16 protein-coding genes are annotated in these 16,621 nt (G+C 73.3%); 6 read left to right on the top strand and 10 right to left on the bottom strand.

The genetic code is table 11. The annotated features are described in order from the left end of the window. Nucleotides 1-50: 50 nt before the first annotated feature. Nucleotides 51-671, bottom strand: a complete 621-nt coding sequence (locus tag WMF43_RS27740; RefSeq protein WP_437669035.1) for an FKBP-type peptidyl-prolyl cis-trans isomerase — start codon at nt 669-671, stop codon at nt 51-53. Between the two features lie 111 nt (nt 672-782). On the opposite strand from WMF43_RS27740, the gene WMF43_RS27735 reads away from it, so the two are divergent. From WMF43_RS27735 to WMF43_RS27715, 5 genes are all read left to right on the top strand, one after another. Next, a complete protein-coding gene (locus WMF43_RS27735; RefSeq protein WP_437669034.1) occupies nt 783-2,792 on the top strand; it encodes a hypothetical protein in 2,010 nt (669 codons plus the stop codon). Nucleotide 2,793: 1 nt separating this feature from the next. Further along, the gene (locus WMF43_RS27730) at nt 2,794-3,846 is read left to right on the top strand and encodes a matrixin family metalloprotease (RefSeq protein WP_437669032.1); all 1,053 of its coding nucleotides are present in this window, start codon (nt 2,794-2,796) and stop codon (nt 3,844-3,846) included. Further along, complete coding sequence (locus WMF43_RS27725) at nt 3,785-5,083, top strand: hypothetical protein (RefSeq protein ID WP_437669031.1); 1,299 nt, start codon at nt 3,785-3,787, stop codon at nt 5,081-5,083. Before WMF43_RS27730 ends, WMF43_RS27725 begins: the two co-directional genes overlap by 62 nt. A gap of 237 nt (nt 5,084-5,320) precedes the next feature. Then, the gene (locus WMF43_RS27720) at nt 5,321-5,965 is read left to right on the top strand and encodes a TetR/AcrR family transcriptional regulator (protein ID WP_437669029.1); all 645 of its coding nucleotides are present in this window, start codon (nt 5,321-5,323) and stop codon (nt 5,963-5,965) included. Continuing rightward, nucleotides 5,962-6,873 (top strand): alpha/beta fold hydrolase, encoded by a 912-nt coding sequence (locus tag WMF43_RS27715; protein ID WP_437669027.1) that lies wholly within the window; start codon nt 5,962-5,964, stop codon nt 6,871-6,873. Before WMF43_RS27720 ends, WMF43_RS27715 begins: the two co-directional genes overlap by 4 nt. 71 nt (nt 6,874-6,944) lie before the next feature. On the opposite strand, the gene WMF43_RS27710 is transcribed toward WMF43_RS27715, so the two are convergent. From WMF43_RS27710 to WMF43_RS27695, 4 genes are all read right to left on the bottom strand, one after another. Beyond that, on the bottom strand, nt 6,945-7,874 hold the full coding sequence (locus WMF43_RS27710; protein WP_437669025.1) for an aldo/keto reductase: 930 nt from the start codon (nt 7,872-7,874) through the stop codon (nt 6,945-6,947). A 91-nt stretch (nt 7,875-7,965) separates the two neighbouring features. Then, nucleotides 7,966-8,799: an ABC transporter permease gene (locus tag WMF43_RS27705; RefSeq protein WP_437669023.1), complete on the bottom strand. Its 834-nt coding sequence runs from the start codon at nt 8,797-8,799 to the stop codon at nt 7,966-7,968. Further along, a complete protein-coding gene (locus WMF43_RS27700) occupies nt 8,792-9,661 on the bottom strand; it encodes an ABC transporter ATP-binding protein (RefSeq protein ID WP_437669021.1) in 870 nt (289 codons plus the stop codon). Before WMF43_RS27700 ends, WMF43_RS27705 begins: the two co-directional genes overlap by 8 nt. A 2-nt stretch (nt 9,662-9,663) precedes the next feature. After that, complete coding sequence (locus tag WMF43_RS27695) at nt 9,664-10,752, bottom strand: ABC transporter substrate-binding protein (protein WP_437669019.1); 1,089 nt, start codon at nt 10,750-10,752, stop codon at nt 9,664-9,666. A gap of 409 nt (nt 10,753-11,161) precedes the next feature. Between WMF43_RS27695 and WMF43_RS27690 the strand changes: the two genes are divergently transcribed. Further along, nucleotides 11,162-12,370 (top strand): PAS domain S-box protein, encoded by a 1,209-nt coding sequence (locus WMF43_RS27690; protein WP_437669017.1) that lies wholly within the window; start codon nt 11,162-11,164, stop codon nt 12,368-12,370. A gap of 103 nt (nt 12,371-12,473) precedes the next feature. Here the strand turns inward: WMF43_RS27690 and WMF43_RS27685 are convergent, their stop codons facing one another. The 5 genes from WMF43_RS27685 to WMF43_RS27665 form a co-directional block, all read right to left on the bottom strand. Further along, nucleotides 12,474-13,406: a LysR substrate-binding domain-containing protein gene (locus tag WMF43_RS27685; RefSeq protein ID WP_437669015.1), complete on the bottom strand. Its 933-nt coding sequence runs from the start codon at nt 13,404-13,406 to the stop codon at nt 12,474-12,476. Nucleotides 13,407-13,536: 130 nt separating this feature from the next. After that, nucleotides 13,537-13,707 carry a hypothetical protein gene (locus tag WMF43_RS27680; protein WP_437669013.1) on the bottom strand — a complete coding sequence of 57 codons (171 nt, stop codon included), beginning with the start codon at nt 13,705-13,707 and terminating at the stop codon, nt 13,537-13,539. A 48-nt stretch (nt 13,708-13,755) separates the two neighbouring features. Beyond that, complete coding sequence (locus WMF43_RS27675; RefSeq protein WP_437669011.1) at nt 13,756-13,992, bottom strand: hypothetical protein; 237 nt, start codon at nt 13,990-13,992, stop codon at nt 13,756-13,758. A 55-nt stretch (nt 13,993-14,047) separates the two neighbouring features. Then, nucleotides 14,048-14,290: a hypothetical protein gene (locus WMF43_RS27670; RefSeq protein ID WP_437669009.1), complete on the bottom strand. Its 243-nt coding sequence runs from the start codon at nt 14,288-14,290 to the stop codon at nt 14,048-14,050. Nucleotides 14,291-14,488: 198 nt separating this feature from the next. Continuing rightward, nucleotides 14,489-16,540, bottom strand: a complete 2,052-nt coding sequence (locus WMF43_RS27665) for an OPT family oligopeptide transporter (protein ID WP_437669007.1) — start codon at nt 16,538-16,540, stop codon at nt 14,489-14,491. Nucleotides 16,541-16,621 lie beyond the last annotated feature (81 nt).

The raw sequence follows: 16,621 nt of genomic DNA, 5'->3' as shown, positions 1-16,621 counted from the left end.
CGGGGCCGGCGCGCATCGGCCCGCCCCGTCGAGCGGGGTGGCCGCCGCGCTCACTTCGCTTCTTTCGGCGCCTCTTTCTTCTCGGCCGGCGCCGCGCCGCCCTTGTCGCCCTTGGCCGCGTCCGCCTTCGCTGCGGGCTTGGCCTGCTTGTCGGCTGCGGGCGCCGTCTTCCCGCCCTTGTCGCCGGCCGCGTCCGCGCCCTCGGCCGCGCTCTCCTTGCCGCCGACGCTGAGCAGCTCGATGTCGAAGACCAGCGTCGCCTTGCCCGGGATCTTCGGCGGGCTGCCCGCCTCGCCGTAACCGAGGCTGGAGGGGATGGTGAGCTTGCGCTTGCCGCCCACCTTCATCCCGACCACGCCCTGGTCCCAGCCCTTGATGACCTCTGCCCCGCCGATCGTGAACTCGAACGGCTCGCGGCCGACCGACGAGTCGAACTCGGCGTTGGTCTTCAGCAGGCGCCCCGTGTAGTGGACGCGGACCCTGTCCCCGTCCTTCGCCTCGGGGCCGGTGCCCACGACGACGTCTTCCTTGATGAGGTCGGCCGGCTCGGGCTCGGGGGGCTTCACGACCGGCATGGCGAGCTCCGGCTCGGGGACCTTCTCCTCGCAACCCGCGACCGGGCCGAGGACGACAGCGCAGGACAGGGCGAGGGCGATTCGCGAAAGATTCATGGCGCCACCTCTTACGCACCCGGCGCGGGGCGATCAACGGTCACCCTCCGCCCCGGCCGGCCCGGGTTTCCGTTGCAGCGCTCCGGCCCGCGCGGTTAGGGTGCGGCCACCGTGGCTCGCGCGTTCTCCGTCGCTGCCCTGGCGATCGCCGAGGGCGGCGCCAATGCCGTCGGCGCGGTGCGCCTCACCTGCGGCGAGGCGGAACTCGAGGTCGAGCTCGTCCGCGTCGCCGGCTACGCCGAGGGGTTCGCCCTGGGCGCCGTGGCGGCGCCGGTCCGCTTCGGGGTGCCGTACACCGGGATCCGGGGCCTGTTCCGGCGCGGCAAGGCGCTGTGCGTCGCGCTCGATCCGTCCGCGTGCTCGCCCCACAACTGCTTCGTGCTCGCGCGCTTCGAGGGCGACCTCCCCGAGCTCCCCGGCGTGACCTCGCCGGCGGCGATGGAGGCCATGGAGAGCGCGTACCGCGCGCGCCTCCGCGCCCGCCTGGCGAGCTGGATCGCGCCGGCGCCGGTCGGCGTGCTCGCGGCCGCGTTGTCCCCGGACGACCTCGCGAGCGGCCCGCTCGGGACCGCGTCGCTCGCGCTCCTCCTCGCGCTCGCGACCTGGCTCGCGCTGCGCTTCGCCGCGCGGCTCGCGACCTGGGGCGGCCCGCCCTCGGACCGCCTGCGCGACGCCTTCGTGGCGGAGCTGTCGCGCCGCATGGGCTTCGCGTCGTCGGAGCAGCTCGCCTCCGGGGCGGAGCGGCTCGCCGCCGGGGCGGAGCGGCTCGCCGCCGAGGCGGAGCGGCTCACCGCCGAGGCGAGGCGGCTCGCGGCGGCCGGCGCGCCGGCGGGGTCCGGCGCGCCGGCGGGGTCCAGCGCCCGGACCGGGTCCGGCGCGCCGGCGGCGGTCGCCTTCGCGCCCCGGCCGACGCCGCTCGCCCCGCCGCCCGCCGCCGTGCCCCGCGGCGCCGAGGAGGGGCTCGCCGCCCTCCCGCTCCGGGCCCGCGTGCTCGTGCCCGCGGCGCTCGCGGTGGTCGGCATCGTGGCCACGATGGCGTTCGTGCAGCGGTTTGCGGCGCCCCGGGACGCGCCGCAGGGCCGGCCGCAGGCGGCGCGCGGCGTCCAGCCGGCGGCCCGCAGCGCGTCCGCCGCGCTCCTGGCCAGCGAGCTGAAGGAGCGCGCCGAGCCGGCGTTCCCGCACTGCCTCTGCGACCGCGCGGATTCGCCGCTCTGGAAGGAGGGGGTGCCGATCCTGAGCGTGCTCGGGGCGACCGGGCCCGACGACGGCGCCGGGGTGATCGCGCCGATCCTGCGGCAGGAGAGCGCTGAAGATGACGACGGCGAGGAGGCGCGCGACGCGGAGGCGGCGCGCGGCGCGGAGGCGGCGCGCGGCGCGGAGGCGGCGCGCGGCGCGGAGGATGCGCGCGGCGCGGAGGCGGCCGACGCGGGCGCAGGCGGAGGCGCGCGGCGGCCGGCGCGCGGCCGCTACGACTTCGATCTCGCGGTGGTCAACAACAGCGGCGCTCCCCTGAGCGACTTCCGCGTGCTGCTCACGTTCGCGCGGCGCGACGCCCGCGGCGAGCGCGCCGGGATCACCGAGCGCGGGCTCTTCTGGGAGGGCGCGCTCGGGCCCGGGCGCGCGGTGAAGTGGCACGTCGAGGCGCCCGGCACCGAGGTGAAGATCGAGCCGGGCGTGACGGGCCTGCTCAACGGCGAGACCGGGGTGGCATCGCCCGACGCCTTCTTCCAGCTCACGCGCGCGCGTTACCGCGTGGTGCGCATCCACGCGGCCATGATGCTCGCCTGGCTCCGCGACCCGCGCGCCCGCGAGGCGGTCCTGTCGCTCATGCCCGCCGCCGCCGCGGAAGAGGCGACGCTCGAGCGGATCCGGCGCGCGACGGCCGACGTGATCCCGTGCTCGGTCGCGGCGGAGGCAGGGCGGCTGCGCGCGTGCCTGTTCAACGGCGGCGTGGCCCCGCTGCGCGGCGTCGCCGTGCGCGAGGTGGCGGCGGGCGAGGGCCGAGCGCCGCGCGCCTGGCCCGTCGCGGCGACCCTGCCCGTCCACGAGGGGGTGGAGGTGACGCTTCCCCTCGACGGCGCCGCGCCCGAGGAGCTCGAGGTGGTGCCGGAGGGCCGATGAGGTGACGAAGGGCGCGACCGCCGTCCTCGCGCGAGCCGCCGTCCTCGCGCGAGCCGCCGCGCTCGCGCGGCGCGCGTCGCCGGCGGCCGCCGCCGCGGGGCGCCCCTCCGCGCGCGCCGCGCTGCTCGCCGCCCTGGCGCTTCTCGCCGGATCCCGCGAGGCCGCCGCGTGGTCGCCGCTCGACCTCGAGGTCGTCCCCCGCTGGGGCGAGCTGCCCGTCCGCTACCACGTCAACGAGAAGACGATCCCGGCGGAGGTCTCCGGCTTCGCCGTCGCCAGCATCGAGGCCGGGTTCGCGGCCTGGTCGAGCCCCCCGTGCACGGCGTGGGCGACCCAGCTCCTCGGCGACACGGACGACACCTACGACTTCGACGACGGCAAGAACGTGTTCCACTGGATCAGCGACAGCTGGCCGGCCGCGCTCGGCGACGCCGACGCGGTCCTCGCCATCACGATGCCGGTGTGGGACCCCGACGACGTCATCGACGACGCCGACACGGTCTTCAACAACGTGGGCTTCTGCTGGAACGACGGCGGCGACGGCGGCTGCGTCGACGTGCAGTCGCTCGCCACCCACGAGCAGGGGCACTTCCTCGGCCTCGGCCACACGAACGTGCTCGGCGCGACGATGCTGGTGTTCTACCCGGGCGGCGTGTCGCCGCGCTCCCTCGAGGACGACGACCTCGAGGGCGTCTGCGCGCTCTACCCCGCCTCCGGGGCGCCGATCGCGAGCGCGACGGCGGGCGCGGGCGGCGCCGGGACCGGGGCCGACGAGGCGCCGGCGAGCGGCGCCGGCGGCGGGGATGCCGAGGACGACGCGGGCTGCGCCTGCGCGGCCGCCGGCTCGCGGCGGGGCGCCGGCGGCGCGCTGCTCGTCCCCGCGGTCGCCGCGCTGCCGTGGCGCCGGCGCCGGCGCCACGGCACCGCGGCGGCGGGATCCACGCGGGAGGGCCCGCTTTACAACCCAGCGCAGCCGGGGCAAACGTGCCGCCATGCCCGAGCCGAGCCCTGCAGCGTTCGACGCGGAGGTCGCGCGCGCCCTCCGCTGTCTTGAGGCCGACAGCGACGCCCCCGCCCTCGACCCGCTCGGCGATCCGGCCGGCGCGGCGCGCGCCCTCTCGGCGCCGGGCGCCGCGCCGCTGCTCCTCCGCGTCGCGCCGGAGCTCGGCGCGCCGGGCCGCGACCAGCACACGGCCTTCGCCCCGGCGCCGCGCGACCCCGTCTGGCTCCGGATCGAGCCCGGCGCGAGCGCCGTCCGGCTCGCCCCGCTGAGGCTCGCCGGCGACGTGGCGCGGTTCACGGCGGGCGGGGCAGGGGAGGGCGCGGCCGGGGCGCGCGAGGCCGTGCGCGTCGAGGTGACCGCGGCGCAACGCCCGTGCTGCGGCGCGGCCACGTGCGCCCGCGAGCGGACCTACGCCGCCGCCTGGCTCGCGCTCGCCGCGCCTCCGTCCTCCAGCGCGCGCGCCGGGGCCGCGCAGCGCCTGCTCGTCGCCGAGGCGCAGGATCTCGACGCCGCCCGCGCCGGCGCGCTCGTCGAGGCGGTGGCCGCGCCGCTCGCGGCCGCGCTGCGCGTCCCGCTGGAGACCGCGCGCGGGACCGAGCCGCCGGACGCCATCGCGCCGCGACCCCTCCCCGAGGCCGCGCCCGAGCCCGCGCCCCCGCTCTCCGCCGGCGCGCTCGCGCGGTTCGCGATCCGCAGTGAGGGCGAGCTCCTCGTCCTGCGGGACCACGCGAGCCGCGGCCCGCGCGGGTCCGCGACGCGCAACGGGCTCATCGGCGGCGCGCTGCTGATCGCCGCGCTCGCCCTCTGGATCCAGGTGATGCGCAGCGCGTCCGCCGGCGACGGCGGCGTCGCCCTGGGCGTCGGCAGCGCCGCGGCGCTGCTCTCGCTCACGGGCTACGCATTCCTCGGCGTCGCCAGGTTCTCGTCGCGGTACGCCGCGCGCTCCGCGCCGGTCGCGTCGTTCGCGCCGGGCCGCTTCGTGGTCGCCCCCTGGGTGAGCCGCACCGGCGCGATCGATCTGCGCCCCGAGGGCAGGCTCGGCGCCGCCATCTCCGCCGGGGAGGTCCACGGCGTGCACGCGAGGCCTCGCGGCGACCGCTTCGCCGTCGAGATCGAGAGCGACCACGGCCCGATCGACGTCCTCCTCACGGACCGCGAGGACGTCGCGCAGTACTGGCGCGCCGCCACGGACCGCGCCGTCGCCTCCGTGCGCCACCCCGGCGGGCCCTCGGCGCGGCAGCGCCTCCGCGCGCGCGCGCAGACGCAGCAGGCTGCCGAGGCGAGCTGATCCCGGAGCAGGCTGCCGAGGCGCGCTGATCCCGGAGCAGGCCGCCGAGGCGAGCTGATCCCGGAGCAGGCTGCCGAGGCGCGCCGATTCCGGAGCAGCCGCCGAGGCGCGCCGATCCCGGTCCTCCACCCGCGCGCTCCGCGCTGAGCGCCGCGTGTGGCCTCGGCGCGCCGGGTCCGCGCGCGGCGTCCGCGATCCGCTTGCACGCCGGCCTCATCCATGTAATGAACATGTTCAGTGAACGCGTTCACTGAAAAGCCAGACCGCGCTCAGGGTCGCCGCGACGCCCAGAAGGAGGCGACGCGCGCCCGGATCCTCGAGACCGCGCGCGACCACTTCGAGCGCCACGGGTTCGAGGCGGCGAACGTCCGCGCCATCGCCGCGGACGCGGGCGTCGCGGCGGGCACGGTGCTCCTCCACTTCCAGGACAAGCGCGACCTGCTCCACGCCGCGCTCTTCGACGACCTCGCCGCCGCCGCGGCCGAGGCCGTCGCCGACGAGCAGCCGGGGACGCTCGAGCAGCAGCTCCACCGGCTCGCGGCCGCGTTCTTCGCGTACTACGCCCGCCGGCCGGCGCTCTCGAAGACGCTGCTCCGCGAGGCGCTCTTCGCCGACCCGCCCTGGCAAGAGCGCTTCACCGGGCAGGTCGCCTCGGTGCACGCCCGCGTCGCCGCGCTGTTCGACGCCGCGCGCGCGCGCGGGGAGGTGGCCGAGGGCGCCGACGCCGCGCTCTTCGGGGTCGCGTTCTTCTCCTTCTACTACTTCACGCTGATCGCGTGGGTCCAGGGCGCCCATCCGGCGCCCCTCGCGCTCCTCGATCGGCTCGTCGCACAGCACCTCTGCGGCCTCCGCCCCGCAGAGCACACCGGGAGGTCTCGATGACGTCATCGATCATGTTCGAAAGCCCCGAGGCGCGCGCGCGCATCGCGTCCTGGTACGAGCGGTTCCGCGACAGGCTCACGTTCCCGACCCAGTCGCGCGAGGTCGCGACCCGCTTCGGCGCGACGCACGTGCTCGTCGCCGGCCCCGAGCACGCGCCGCCGCTCGTCTGCCTGCACGGCGCGCTCGCGAGCTCCGCGCACCTCATGGGCGAGCTCGGCGCGCTCGTCCAGCGCTTCCGCGTCTACGCGGTCGACGTGATCGGCCAGTCCGTCAAGAGCGCCGACGTCCGCGTCCCGCCCGGCGGCCCCGCCTACGCCGAGTGGCTCACCGACGTCCTCGACGCGCTCGGGCTCGCGCGCGTGCACCTGCTCGGCGTGAGCTGGGGAGGCCTCGTGGCCCTGCGCGCGGCCGAGTTCGCGCCCGCCCGGATCGACCGGCTCGTCCTCATCGTGCCGGGGGGCCTGGTGACGGGCTCGGTGTGGCAAGGCATGGTGCGCGTCGGGATCCCGATGGCCCTCTACCGCGCGTTCCCCTCCGAGAAGCGCCTCGCCCGCGTCGCCGCCGGCATGTTCACCACCCAGGACGACGTGTGGATCCCCTACATCGGCGACGCCCTGCGGAGCTACCGGCTCGACTTCCGGCTCCCGCCGCTCGCCAAGCCCGAGACCCTCGCCGGCTTCACGCGCCCGGCGCTCGTGTTCGGCGCCGACGAGGACGTCCAGTTCCCCGGCGCGCAGCTGATCGCGCGCGCGAAGGCGCTGATGCCCCGCGCCGAGACCGAGCTGCTCGAGGGGTGCCGCCACTCGCCCCCCACCGACGACGCCTTCCGCGCGCGCCTCGGCGCGCGCATCGCGCGTTTCCTCGCGCCGCCCGCCGCCTCGCCCGGGCTCGCCGCCCCGGCCGCGTGAGCGCGTGAGCGCGTGAGCGCGTGAGCGCGTGAGCGCGTGAGGCCAGCCGAGCGCCCGCCGGCGCGGACCGCTCAGTGGCCTGACACGTCGTCCACGTGCGCGAACGCCTCGACGAGCCGCGCGCGGACCTCCTCCCGGAGCGGCGGGGCCTCGATCGAGCGCGCGTTCTCGAGCAGGTGCGCCACGCTGCTCGTCCCCGACAGGATCACGTGGGCGCCGGGCTCGTCCCTGCAGAAGCGGTACGCCGCGTCGGGGAGCGACGCGACGTCCGCCCCCGCGAGCAGCCCCTCCAGCCCTCGGGCGGCGAGCTCGCTCGGCACCTTGCCCCGCGCCGCCAGCTCGTCGAGCAGCTCCTTCAGGCGCTCGGGCCGGCTCAGCGCGCGCCGGACCGCGAACATGATCAACGTGCCCACGTTCTTCGCCCGCGTCAGCGGGAATACCTTCGCCCGCGCCGACTGGTTCAGGAGGTTGAACCCGACCATCACGACGTCCCACAGGTCGTCGCGGAGCGCCTGCTCGAGCGTCGCGTGCGACGGATCGGCGGCGAACGCCTCCGTGATGCCGAGGAAGCGGAGCTTGCCCTGCTCGCGCAGGCGCAGCAGGACGGGGACGATCCGCTCGCGCAGGTCGGCGTAGTGGTGCGGGAGCACGCCGTGCAGGTGATAGATGTCGACGTGGTCCGTGCCGAGCCGCTCGAGGCTCGCGTGCAGCGACGAGACCACGTCCTCCGCCCGCAGCGGCGCGTCGAGGCGCGTCGTCTTCTTCGTCGAGATCACCACGCGGTCGCGCGGCACCTCGCGGAGCGCCTTGCCGATGATCCCCTCGGTCCCGTACGCCTCCGCGGTGTCGATGAAGTTCACGCCGCGCTCGATGGCCGCGCGGACGAGGTGGATCGAGTCCGCCTCGGCGATGCGCCCGGAGCCGAGGCGGCTGTCGCCCCCGGCGCCCAGGCCGAGCACGCTGACCTCCAGGCCGGTCCGGCCCAGGACGATGCGATTCACGTGGTCCTCTCTCTCTGTGGTTCGATGAGCGTTGGACGCCGCGACGCCGCGACGCCGCGACGCCGCCGCGGCGACGTCGCCGCCCCGGGGGTCACTCCTTCGGAGCGACCTTCCACGAGGTGAAGCGCTGCTCCAGCCGCATGAGCAGCTGGTTGAACGTCAGCCCGAGCGCGGTGATCGTCACGATGCCGACGTACATGCTCGGGATCTGGAAGTTGTATTGCGCGTAGATGATGAGGTAGCCGAGCCCCGCCTTGGCGCCGATCATCTCGGCCGCCACGAGGACGAGCAGCGAGTACGCGCCCGCCAGGCGGATGCCCACGAACACCGTCGGCACCGCCGCCGGCAGGATGACCTTCCGGAACAGCTGGAGCGGCGACAGCCCCATCGTCCGCGCCGACTTGATGAGCAGCGGATCCACCCCGCGCACCCCGCTGATCGTGTTGAGCAGGATCGGCCAGGTGCACGAGTAGATCACGAGCGCCACCTTCGACGCCTCCCCGATCCCCAGCAGGAGCAGGAACACGGGCAGGAGCGCGAGGGCCGCGGTGTTGCGCAGCACCTCGAGCAGCGGGTTGATCGCGTCCGCGACCGCCTTGTACCACCCGATCGCGAGCCCGAGCGGCACGCCGATCAGGATCGCCAGGCTGAAGCCGAGCAGCGAGCGAGACAGGCTCGCCTTGATATGGCTGAGCAGCTGCCCGTTCCGGAGGAGCTGCCACCCCGTCGCCAGCACCTCGGACAGCGGCGGCAGGAACGCGGCCTCCACGAGCCCTACCCGCGGCGCAGTCTCCCAGATCGCGGCCACGAGGAGCAGGATCCAGGACCGCGCCACGGCGCGGCCGAGCCGCCGCCCCAGGTCGCTCACGAGGTCGGGTTGCTGCGCTTGCCCGTGCAGCTCGATCGACTGTTCCAAACTAGCCATTGACCGCCACCACGCCCGCGACCGGGCGGCTCTCCACCGCCACCTTGAGCTTCTTGCTCCGCTCCTGCTCCTCCGCCTTGAGCACCTCCTCGCGCAGGAGCGTCCAGATCTCGTGGCGCAGCCGGCCGAACTCCGGCGACGACCGCGCGTCCTCGACCTGCCGGAGCTCCGGCGGGACGTCGATGATCCGCTTCACCCGGCCAGGCCGCGACGTCATGATCGCGACCCGCTGCCCGAGGAACACCGCCTCGTCGATGCTGTGCGTGATGAAGAGGATGGTCTTGCGCGACTTCTCCCAGATCCGGAGCAGCTCCGCCTGCAGCGACTCCCGCGTCTGCGCGTCGAGCGCCGCGAACGGCTCGTCCATCATCAGCACGTCCGGGTCGTAGGCGAGGCTCCGGGCGATGGCCACGCGCTGCTTCATGCCGCCGGACAGCTCGTGCGGATAACGGTCCTCGAAGCCGGAGAGGCTCACGAGGTCCAGGTACCTCCGGGCGATGTCCCGGCGCTGCGCCTCCGGCACACCCTTGGCCTCGAGGCCGAACTCGATGTTCCCGAGCGCCGTCCGCCAGGGGAACAGCGCATACTGCTGGAACACGATCCCCCGGTCGAGCGCCGGGCCCTTGATCGGCTTGCCGTCGAGCAGGAGCCGGCCGGTCGTCGGCTCGGAGAGGCCGCCGAGCAGGTCGATGAGCGTGGATTTGCCGCAGCCGCTCGGCCCGACGATCACCATCAGCTCGCCGGCCCGCACGTCGAGGCAGAGGTCCTCGATGGCCGTGAACCGCGCCGCGGCCTTGCTCCCCGCCGCGCCCTTGACGGCGAACGTCTTGCTCACGCTCTGGAACTGGATCTTGTTGATCATGGCTACTCCTGCTGCCCGCGCTGGAGGACGGCGCGATCCGCCTTCGGATCGGCCTTCCAGAACGGGTTGAACTCGTTCGTGTACAGCTCGCCCAGCTGGACCTGCCCCGGCTTGAGCTCGCCGTCCCTCACCAGCCAGTCGATCCACACCTGGAACTCGCTGTCCGAGATGAGGCCCCCTCTGCCGGCCACCCCGGTGCTCCGCCAGTACTTGAGGATGGACGTGTCCTCGTTCCGGCCCCGCTGCGCGACGATCTTCTCGAACCGCGCGATGACCTCCTGCCTCGGCGTGCGCTGGGCCCAGTCGATGGCCTTGGCCACGGCCTCCACGAATTTCCGCGCGCTCCTCGGGTTGTCGCGGATGAACTCCTTCGTGAGCACGTAGCTGCCCGCGGTGAACGCGCCGAACAGGTCGTAATCGGTGAACAGCGGGTGGACCCCGCCCCGCTCGATCGCCTTGTCGCGCAGGATGCCGCCGAGCGTGGCGACGTCGACCTGCTTCTGCCGGAGCGCGAGCTCGCTGTTGATCGGCGGGATGACCACCAGGGTCACCTGGCTCACCTCCTCGCGGCTCAGGCCGTTCCGGAGCAGGTACTCCTTCAGGATGAACTCCGAGTGCGCACCCAGCGTGTTCACCGAGATCTTCTTGCCGATGAGATCACGCGGGCTCTTGATCGGGCTGTCGTCGAGGACGTAGAAGCCGCTCCAGGTCTCCCGGTCGACGCCGTAGTAGCCGATCACCGCCTGGATCGGCGCCCTGGCCGCGAACAGCTTGATGACGGCGCCGTTGAAGGCGCCGCCGAAGTCGGTGTCACCCGTCACGACCGACTGGATGTTGTGTGGTCCGCTGATGGAGCTGCCGACGAAGTTCAACTTGAGCGGCGCGAGGAAGCCGAGGTCCTCGGCGAGCTCGGGGAACGAGACGCCGACGCCCCCCTCGTAGCGGAGCTCGAGCTTCTCGTAGCCCTCGGCGCCGTCGCCGGCCGCCGGCGAGGAGCCCTTCGAGCAGCCGGCGACGACGAGCGCGACGAGCAGCGCCGCGAGGCTCCGCCACGCGAGCTCGACGACACGGGGCTCCGCGGCACGGGGCACGACGAGGTGGGGCGCGACGAGGGGTGGGGGGCTGTAAGGGGCTGGGCCGAGCGGCCCAGGTGCATGTCGAAAGTCGAGCCCATCCTGCATAAAAGCCTGTGAATCCCGCAACCTGGTGCACACCGCGGCGCTGCGCTGAGCTCATCGAGCCAAGGCTGCGGGGCGCCCTCGTCGAGCGTGCGGGAGGTGATGAGCACGCGACGTACCAACCCGGGGTCCATCCTACAGACGTAAATCCGCTATCTTGGACGGCGGGTTGTTGCTCCCGCAGCAGGTGATGCGCGGGAGGTGCTGCTTCAGCAGCAAACAGGCGGCTCCGGCGCGGTCCCGCCGGGGGCAAGCGGGCAGGCCGAGGCGGCCGGAGGCAGATCTCGACGGCTGGCGAACGTTCGGGTTAAATTTTCACATCATGGGTGTTAGCCCCGCGTCTCCGGAGGAAGTCGACGCCGACGCGCTGGCGCGGCAGCGCGCGTTGCTGCTGCTTCAGCAGGCCCCGCTGGCGATCGTCGAGTACCGCCGCGACCTCACGATCGAGGGCTGGAACGCGGCGGCCGAGCGCTTGCTCGGCTACCCGCGGGAGGAGGCGCTCGGCCGCCGCGTGGACGAGCTCTTGCCGGCGTCGGGCGAGCCAGAGGCGTGGCGGCGGCTCCTGGAAGAGGATTCTCCTCATCTCCGCACATGGACCCACCTCCGCAAGGACGGCGCCGAGGTGTGTTTCGAGTGGAGCGCCGCGCGTGTCGTCGATGAACGCGGGGAGGTGCGCGGCGTCGGGGCGTTCGGGCAGGACGTGACGGCGCGGAGCGCGCAGACCCGCCGCTACCGGGAGAAGGAGCAGATCCTGCGCACGATCACGGAGACGCTCCCGATCGTGGTCTGGGCGACCGATCGCGACGGGATCTTCACGTTCCACGAGGGCAAGGCGCTCGAGCAGGCGGGGCTCGAGCAGGGGCAACACATCGGCAAGAACGTGCTCGAGCTCTATGGCCAGGACGCCGGGCTCGATGTGATGCGGCGGGCGCTCGCGGGCGAGCCGGGGTACTCGAGCACCTCGACGCACGGCGTGTCCTGGGAGAACTGGCAGATCCCCATCCGCGACGAGCGAGGCGAGGTGGGCTCGGTCGTCGGGCTCACGCTCGACGTCAGCGACACGAAGCGCAGGGAGCAGGAGCTCCGGGCCAAGCTGGAGCTGATCGAGCGGCAGCAGCAGGTCATCCGCGACCTGTCGACGCCCATCATCCAGGTCTGGGACGGCGTGCTCACGCTGCCGATGATCGGGATCCTCGACAGCTCGAGGACCGCCGAGGTGATGGATACGCTGCTCGAAGCGGTCGTCCGCACGAGCGCGCGGTACGCCATCCTCGACCTCACCGGCGTCGAGATGGTGGACACGAAGACCGCGAGTTACCTCCTCGATCTCGTCCGCGCGATACGGCTGCTCGGCGCGGAGGGCATCGTCACGGGGATCCGGTCGAACGTGGCCCAGACGATCGTGTCGCTCGGGATCGATCTGAACAGCATCACGACGCTGTCGAACCTCCGGGCGGCGCTCCAGCACTGCATCCGCCAGATGAGCAAGGAGCGCGCGGCGGAGCAGGCCCGCAGAGGGCAGGTGGGCTGAGGGCAAGCCCGCTAAGGGCAAGGTGGGCTGAGGTCAGGCCCGCAGAGGTCAGGCCCGCAGAGGGCAGACCCGCAGAGGGCAGACCCGCAGAGGGCCAGGTCGGTCAACCGCCCCCGGGCGGCTCCCGCGCGGGCCGCGCCGCGCCGGGCGGCGCCATCATCTTAGCCAGCATCTCGACGAAGACGCGGACCGCGGCGCGCGCGGGCGCGGCGTGGACCGCGAAGAGGGAGCGCTTCGACCGGCCGTACTCCGGCAGCACCTGCCGCAGGCTGCCGTCCGCGAGCTGCTCGTGGACCGCGTAGTCCGGCAGGTTGGCGAGGCCCAGGCCGGCGACCGCGGCGTCGCGCAGCATCAGCGTGTCGCTGGAGCGGAGCGAGCCGCTCACCGGGATGACGCGCTCCCCCTCGGGGCCCACGAGCGTCCAGCGGGCGACCGGCTCGAGGTTGAACGTGAGGCAGTCGTGGTCGGCCAGGTCCTCGAGGCGCCGCGGTGTCCCGTGGCGGCGCAGGTACCGGGGGCTCGCGCAGAGCACCCGCACGTCGCCGGTGAGCCGCCGCGCGACCAGCGACGCGGGGGAGATCTCGACGGCCAGGCGGACCGCCACGTCGACGCGCTCGGCGACAAGATCGACGATCCGGTCGGTGAGATCGAGCTCGATCCGGAGCTCCGGGTACCGCGCGCGGCAGGCCACCACGGCGGGCGCCACGCGGATCTGCCCGAGCACGGTGGACGCGGAGATGCGCAGCGTCCCCCGCGGCGTCCCGTCGAGGTCCGCGACGGCGCGCTCCGCCTCCTCGACGTCCGCGAGGATGCGGCCGGCGCGCTCGGCGAAGAGGTGCCCGGCGTCGGTGAGGCCCACGCGGCGCGTGGTGCGCCGGAGGAGCTGGACGCGCAGGCGCTCCTCCAGGCGCGCGACCTGCTTGCTCACGGACGACGACGTGAGCCCGAGCGCCTTCGCCGCCGCCGAGAAGCTCTGTCGGCGCGCGACCTCCAGGAACGCCCTCATCTCGCCCAGGTGGCCGCTCGCCGGATCCATGCGATTGTTTCCCTCCGCGACGCAATCTTCGTCGGCCGACCAGGGTTATCACGCCCCCCTTCGAGGGCTAGTTTCCTGGTGAGCGAGGCGCCCGCCTCGCGTCGAAGGAGGGATCCATGCTTACGCTGGTTCACGGCCACCTGGGCGCCGCGGCGCTGTTCCTCGTCCTCGGCTCGGCGCTGGCCGTCGATGTGGTCGCGTCGCCGCCCCCCGCGGAGAGCGCCACGTCGGCGGCGCGGCCCTCGCCGGCCGCGCCGCCGACGGGCAGCGGATCGGCGCCGTGCTCGCGCTGCGATCCCACGGCGCCGGCGGTCGAGGTGAGCCGCTCTTTCCAGCGCCCGGCGTCCGCTCACGCGACGCGATCGATCGCGCCGTCGATGCCTTCCTGCTTCGAGCAGTGCGCACAGCAGTAGAACGCCCCGCCGGCCTCGACGCCGTGGCCCACGATCCTGCAGGCGCAATGGGCACACACGGGCGCGAGCTTGTGAATCGCACACTCGAAGCAATCGAACGTGTAAGTCGCGCCGCCCACCATGATCTGGAAGGCTTTGTCGTACGTATTGCCGCAGCAGTCACACGTGGTCATGGAAACCTCTCGGCGGTTGGGGATGCCGCTCGACCGCCCGGCCGACGCAGCTCGGCTAGGCGATCACGCCGGGATCCTTCGGAGGCTGTCCCGGCGCCGGCGGGTCCTCGATCTCCGGCGAGCGCTCTCCCGGCTCGGGCGGAGGCGGCGGGGGATCCCGACGCGGCGGTTCGTCCGGGTCGGGATCACCGCGCGGGGGCTCTGCCGGCACCGGATCGATGACCGGCAGCTCCGTGTCGGGGTCACCGACCGGCGCGGGGGTGGGCATTCCTCGGGACGGGGGCGGGGTAACCGGCATCGACTGTCCTTTCCTCGCGCGTCCACTCGTGGGTTCGTGTTGACGCGGTGAGATCAGGACTGCATGAACCGCGCCAGCAGCGGCGTCGCGCCGCCCGTTGCACGACCGCGACGCGCCGCTTCGTGAGCGGCTCGCGACGGTTCGCCCGCGGCCGAGGCGACGCGCATTTCTGTCACACTGGGGCGAATCCGCGGCCGCTCACTTCGGCAGGCCGCCGAGGAGCTGCTCGACGGCCTTCGAGATGCGCGCGGCCTCCAGCACGTCCGGCAGCACCAGCACGCCGAGCACGCTCAGGCCGATGCCCATCAGCGAGCCGCCGGCGATCACGCCGGCGCAGATGGCCTCGGTGTTGTCCGCGGCCAGGGTGTACCAGGGCCGCTTGGCCTCCGCGGGCGACGCGCCGAGACCGCCGGGCGACGTCTGGCTCAGCCGCTCCTCTCGCTCCTGCGCCGCGGACCACCGCGCGGCGCGCCGCTGGAGCAGCCAGAAGACGAAGGAGCCGAGGAACATCGTCCAGATGTCGGTGAAGCTCAGGATGAACGCGAGGCCGAGGGCGACCGCGGAGAGGGGGAATCGATCCTTCGTGAGCTGCCGCGTGATCTCGACGAGGACGCCGACGATCGCGCCGATCAGGATCGCGGACTTCGCGGTCGGGTGGAGGAAGTCGAGCCCCTTCATCAGCACCTCGGCGACGGCCTTCCACGTGAGCGCGGCGGGGACCGGCATCTTGTCCGTCCCGTAGCGGCCGATGTCCCCCTGGATGAGCACGAGGTACCAGACGGGCACCGAGAGGACGAGCCCGGAGACCGCCCCGAGCACGTGCCCCACGGCCTGGTGGCGCGGCTTGCCGCCGAGCATGTAGCCCGGCTTGATGTCCATGAGCAGGTTCGCGGTGTTGCCCGTGACCTCCGCCGTGATCCCGGCGGTCATCAGGTTGGTCGAGATGTTCTTCGGCGCGAGGAACCCGTAGCTGAGCTGCGTCAGCTTGCCGAGCGGGCCGATCGGGGTGATCCCGGTGATCGCCGTCGAGTTGACGGCGATGAGCGAGAAGACGAAGACGAGCGGGATCGCGATCACCCCGAGCCACCAGGAGATGCCGAACCAGAGGTGCCCGAGCGCGACGACGACCAGGCCGACGGCGGGCACGCCGATGAGCGACACCTTCATGGGCAGCTCGATGTCCGCGAGCACGTCCGTCCTCCCCCCCCTCTTGCCGATCCCCCTGAACGCGTCGAGGATGACCTTGGGCTTGGAGAAGAAGGCGTAGAGCGAGGACGTCGTCATGCACGCGACGCCGCCCCAGAGCGCCCAGATGGTGATCTGCCCGAGGCCGTAATGGCCGTTCCTCGGCAGGATGATCCCGCGCTCGATCAGGATCGGGGCCAGGATCCAGTAGTTCAGGACCCCGCCGACGAGGAGCGACACGCCCGCCCGGATGCCCATCAGGCCGCCGGTGGCGATGAAGATGAGGCTCGTGTCGAACCGGATCGTGAGCTCGTTCAGGGGCACGCCCCGGAGGGCGGGGGACAGCCCCCAGCGCTTGAGCAGCTCGGCGAAGCGGCCGTTATAGAGGAACTCGTCGTAATAGAGCGGGATGTTCTTCAGCGCGAAGAGCACGCGCATCACCTTCTCGTCGCGCAGGAGCTCGATGGCCGCGCCGAGGAGGCCGCTGCCGATCAGGAGCTTCGCCTTGAAGAGGCCCTCCTTCTCGTCGCTCTCGTGCAGCGCGTCCATGACGACGCCGGCGGCCATGCCCTCGGGGAAGGGGAGCTGCTCGTCGTTGATGAAGCGCTTCTTCATCGGGAAGGCGAACAGCACGCCGAGCACGGCGAGGACGAACATCCAGACCATCGCCTGGCCCATCGGGATGATGGTGGTCGTGACCATCGAATAGGCCGCGAGGCTCGTGAAGAGCGGCATGTTCATGTATCCGGCCGAGGTCGCGATCGACTGCATCGCGTTGTTCTCGAGCACGGTCATGTCGCGGCCCAGGCCGAGCCTGGAGAGGACCTTGAACAGGGCGAAGGCCAGGATGACGCTCGTGATGCCGACCCCGAGCGCCCAGCCGGTGCGCGCGCCGATGTACAGGTTCGTGAGCGACAGGAAGGCGCCGAGGAGCATGCCCGTGACGGCGGAGCGCCACGTCAGCTGGGGCATGTCGCCGCGGTAGACGTTCTTCAGCCACCACGTGTCCTTCTCTTCGAGGGACATCGTCTGGATCTGCTCGGGCGTGAGCTGCTTGATGGCCATGGCGCGGCGACCTCCGCGCGCCTTCTACCATGGTGGGCTGCACGCGGCGCGGGCCTTCCGCCGCGCTGGCCGCCGCGCTGG

The organism is Sorangium sp. So ce131, from assembly GCF_051519095.1.
Lineage (GTDB): Bacteria > Myxococcota_A > Polyangia > Polyangiales > Polyangiaceae > Sorangium.
Note: the sequence above shows the minus strand (reverse complement) of the source record. Positions and strands in the feature narration are given on the sequence as shown.

Bases quoted from the DNA above. Each gene is read 5' to 3' on its own strand.
- WMF43_RS27740 (WP_437669035.1), bottom strand. From the start codon at position 671: ATGAATCTTTCGCGAATCGCCCTCGCCCTGTCCTGCGCTGTCGTCCTC.
- WMF43_RS27725 (WP_437669031.1), top strand. From the start codon at position 3,785: ATGCCCGAGCCGAGCCCTGCAGCGTTCGACGCGGAGGTCGCGCGCGCC.
- WMF43_RS27715 (WP_437669027.1), top strand. From the start codon at position 5,962: ATGACGTCATCGATCATGTTCGAAAGCCCCGAGGCGCGCGCGCGCATC.
- WMF43_RS27705 (WP_437669023.1), bottom strand. From the start codon at position 8,799: ATGGCTAGTTTGGAACAGTCGATCGAGCTGCACGGGCAAGCGCAGCAA.
- WMF43_RS27700 (WP_437669021.1), bottom strand. From the start codon at position 9,661: ATGATCAACAAGATCCAGTTCCAGAGCGTGAGCAAGACGTTCGCCGTC.
- WMF43_RS27690 (WP_437669017.1), top strand. From the start codon at position 11,162: ATGGGTGTTAGCCCCGCGTCTCCGGAGGAAGTCGACGCCGACGCGCTG.
- WMF43_RS27685 (WP_437669015.1), bottom strand. From the start codon at position 13,406: ATGGATCCGGCGAGCGGCCACCTGGGCGAGATGAGGGCGTTCCTGGAG.
- WMF43_RS27675 (WP_437669011.1), bottom strand. From the start codon at position 13,992: ATGACCACGTGTGACTGCTGCGGCAATACGTACGACAAAGCCTTCCAG.
- WMF43_RS27670 (WP_437669009.1), bottom strand. From the start codon at position 14,290: ATGCCGGTTACCCCGCCCCCGTCCCGAGGAATGCCCACCCCCGCGCCG.
- WMF43_RS27665 (WP_437669007.1), bottom strand. From the start codon at position 16,540: ATGGCCATCAAGCAGCTCACGCCCGAGCAGATCCAGACGATGTCCCTC.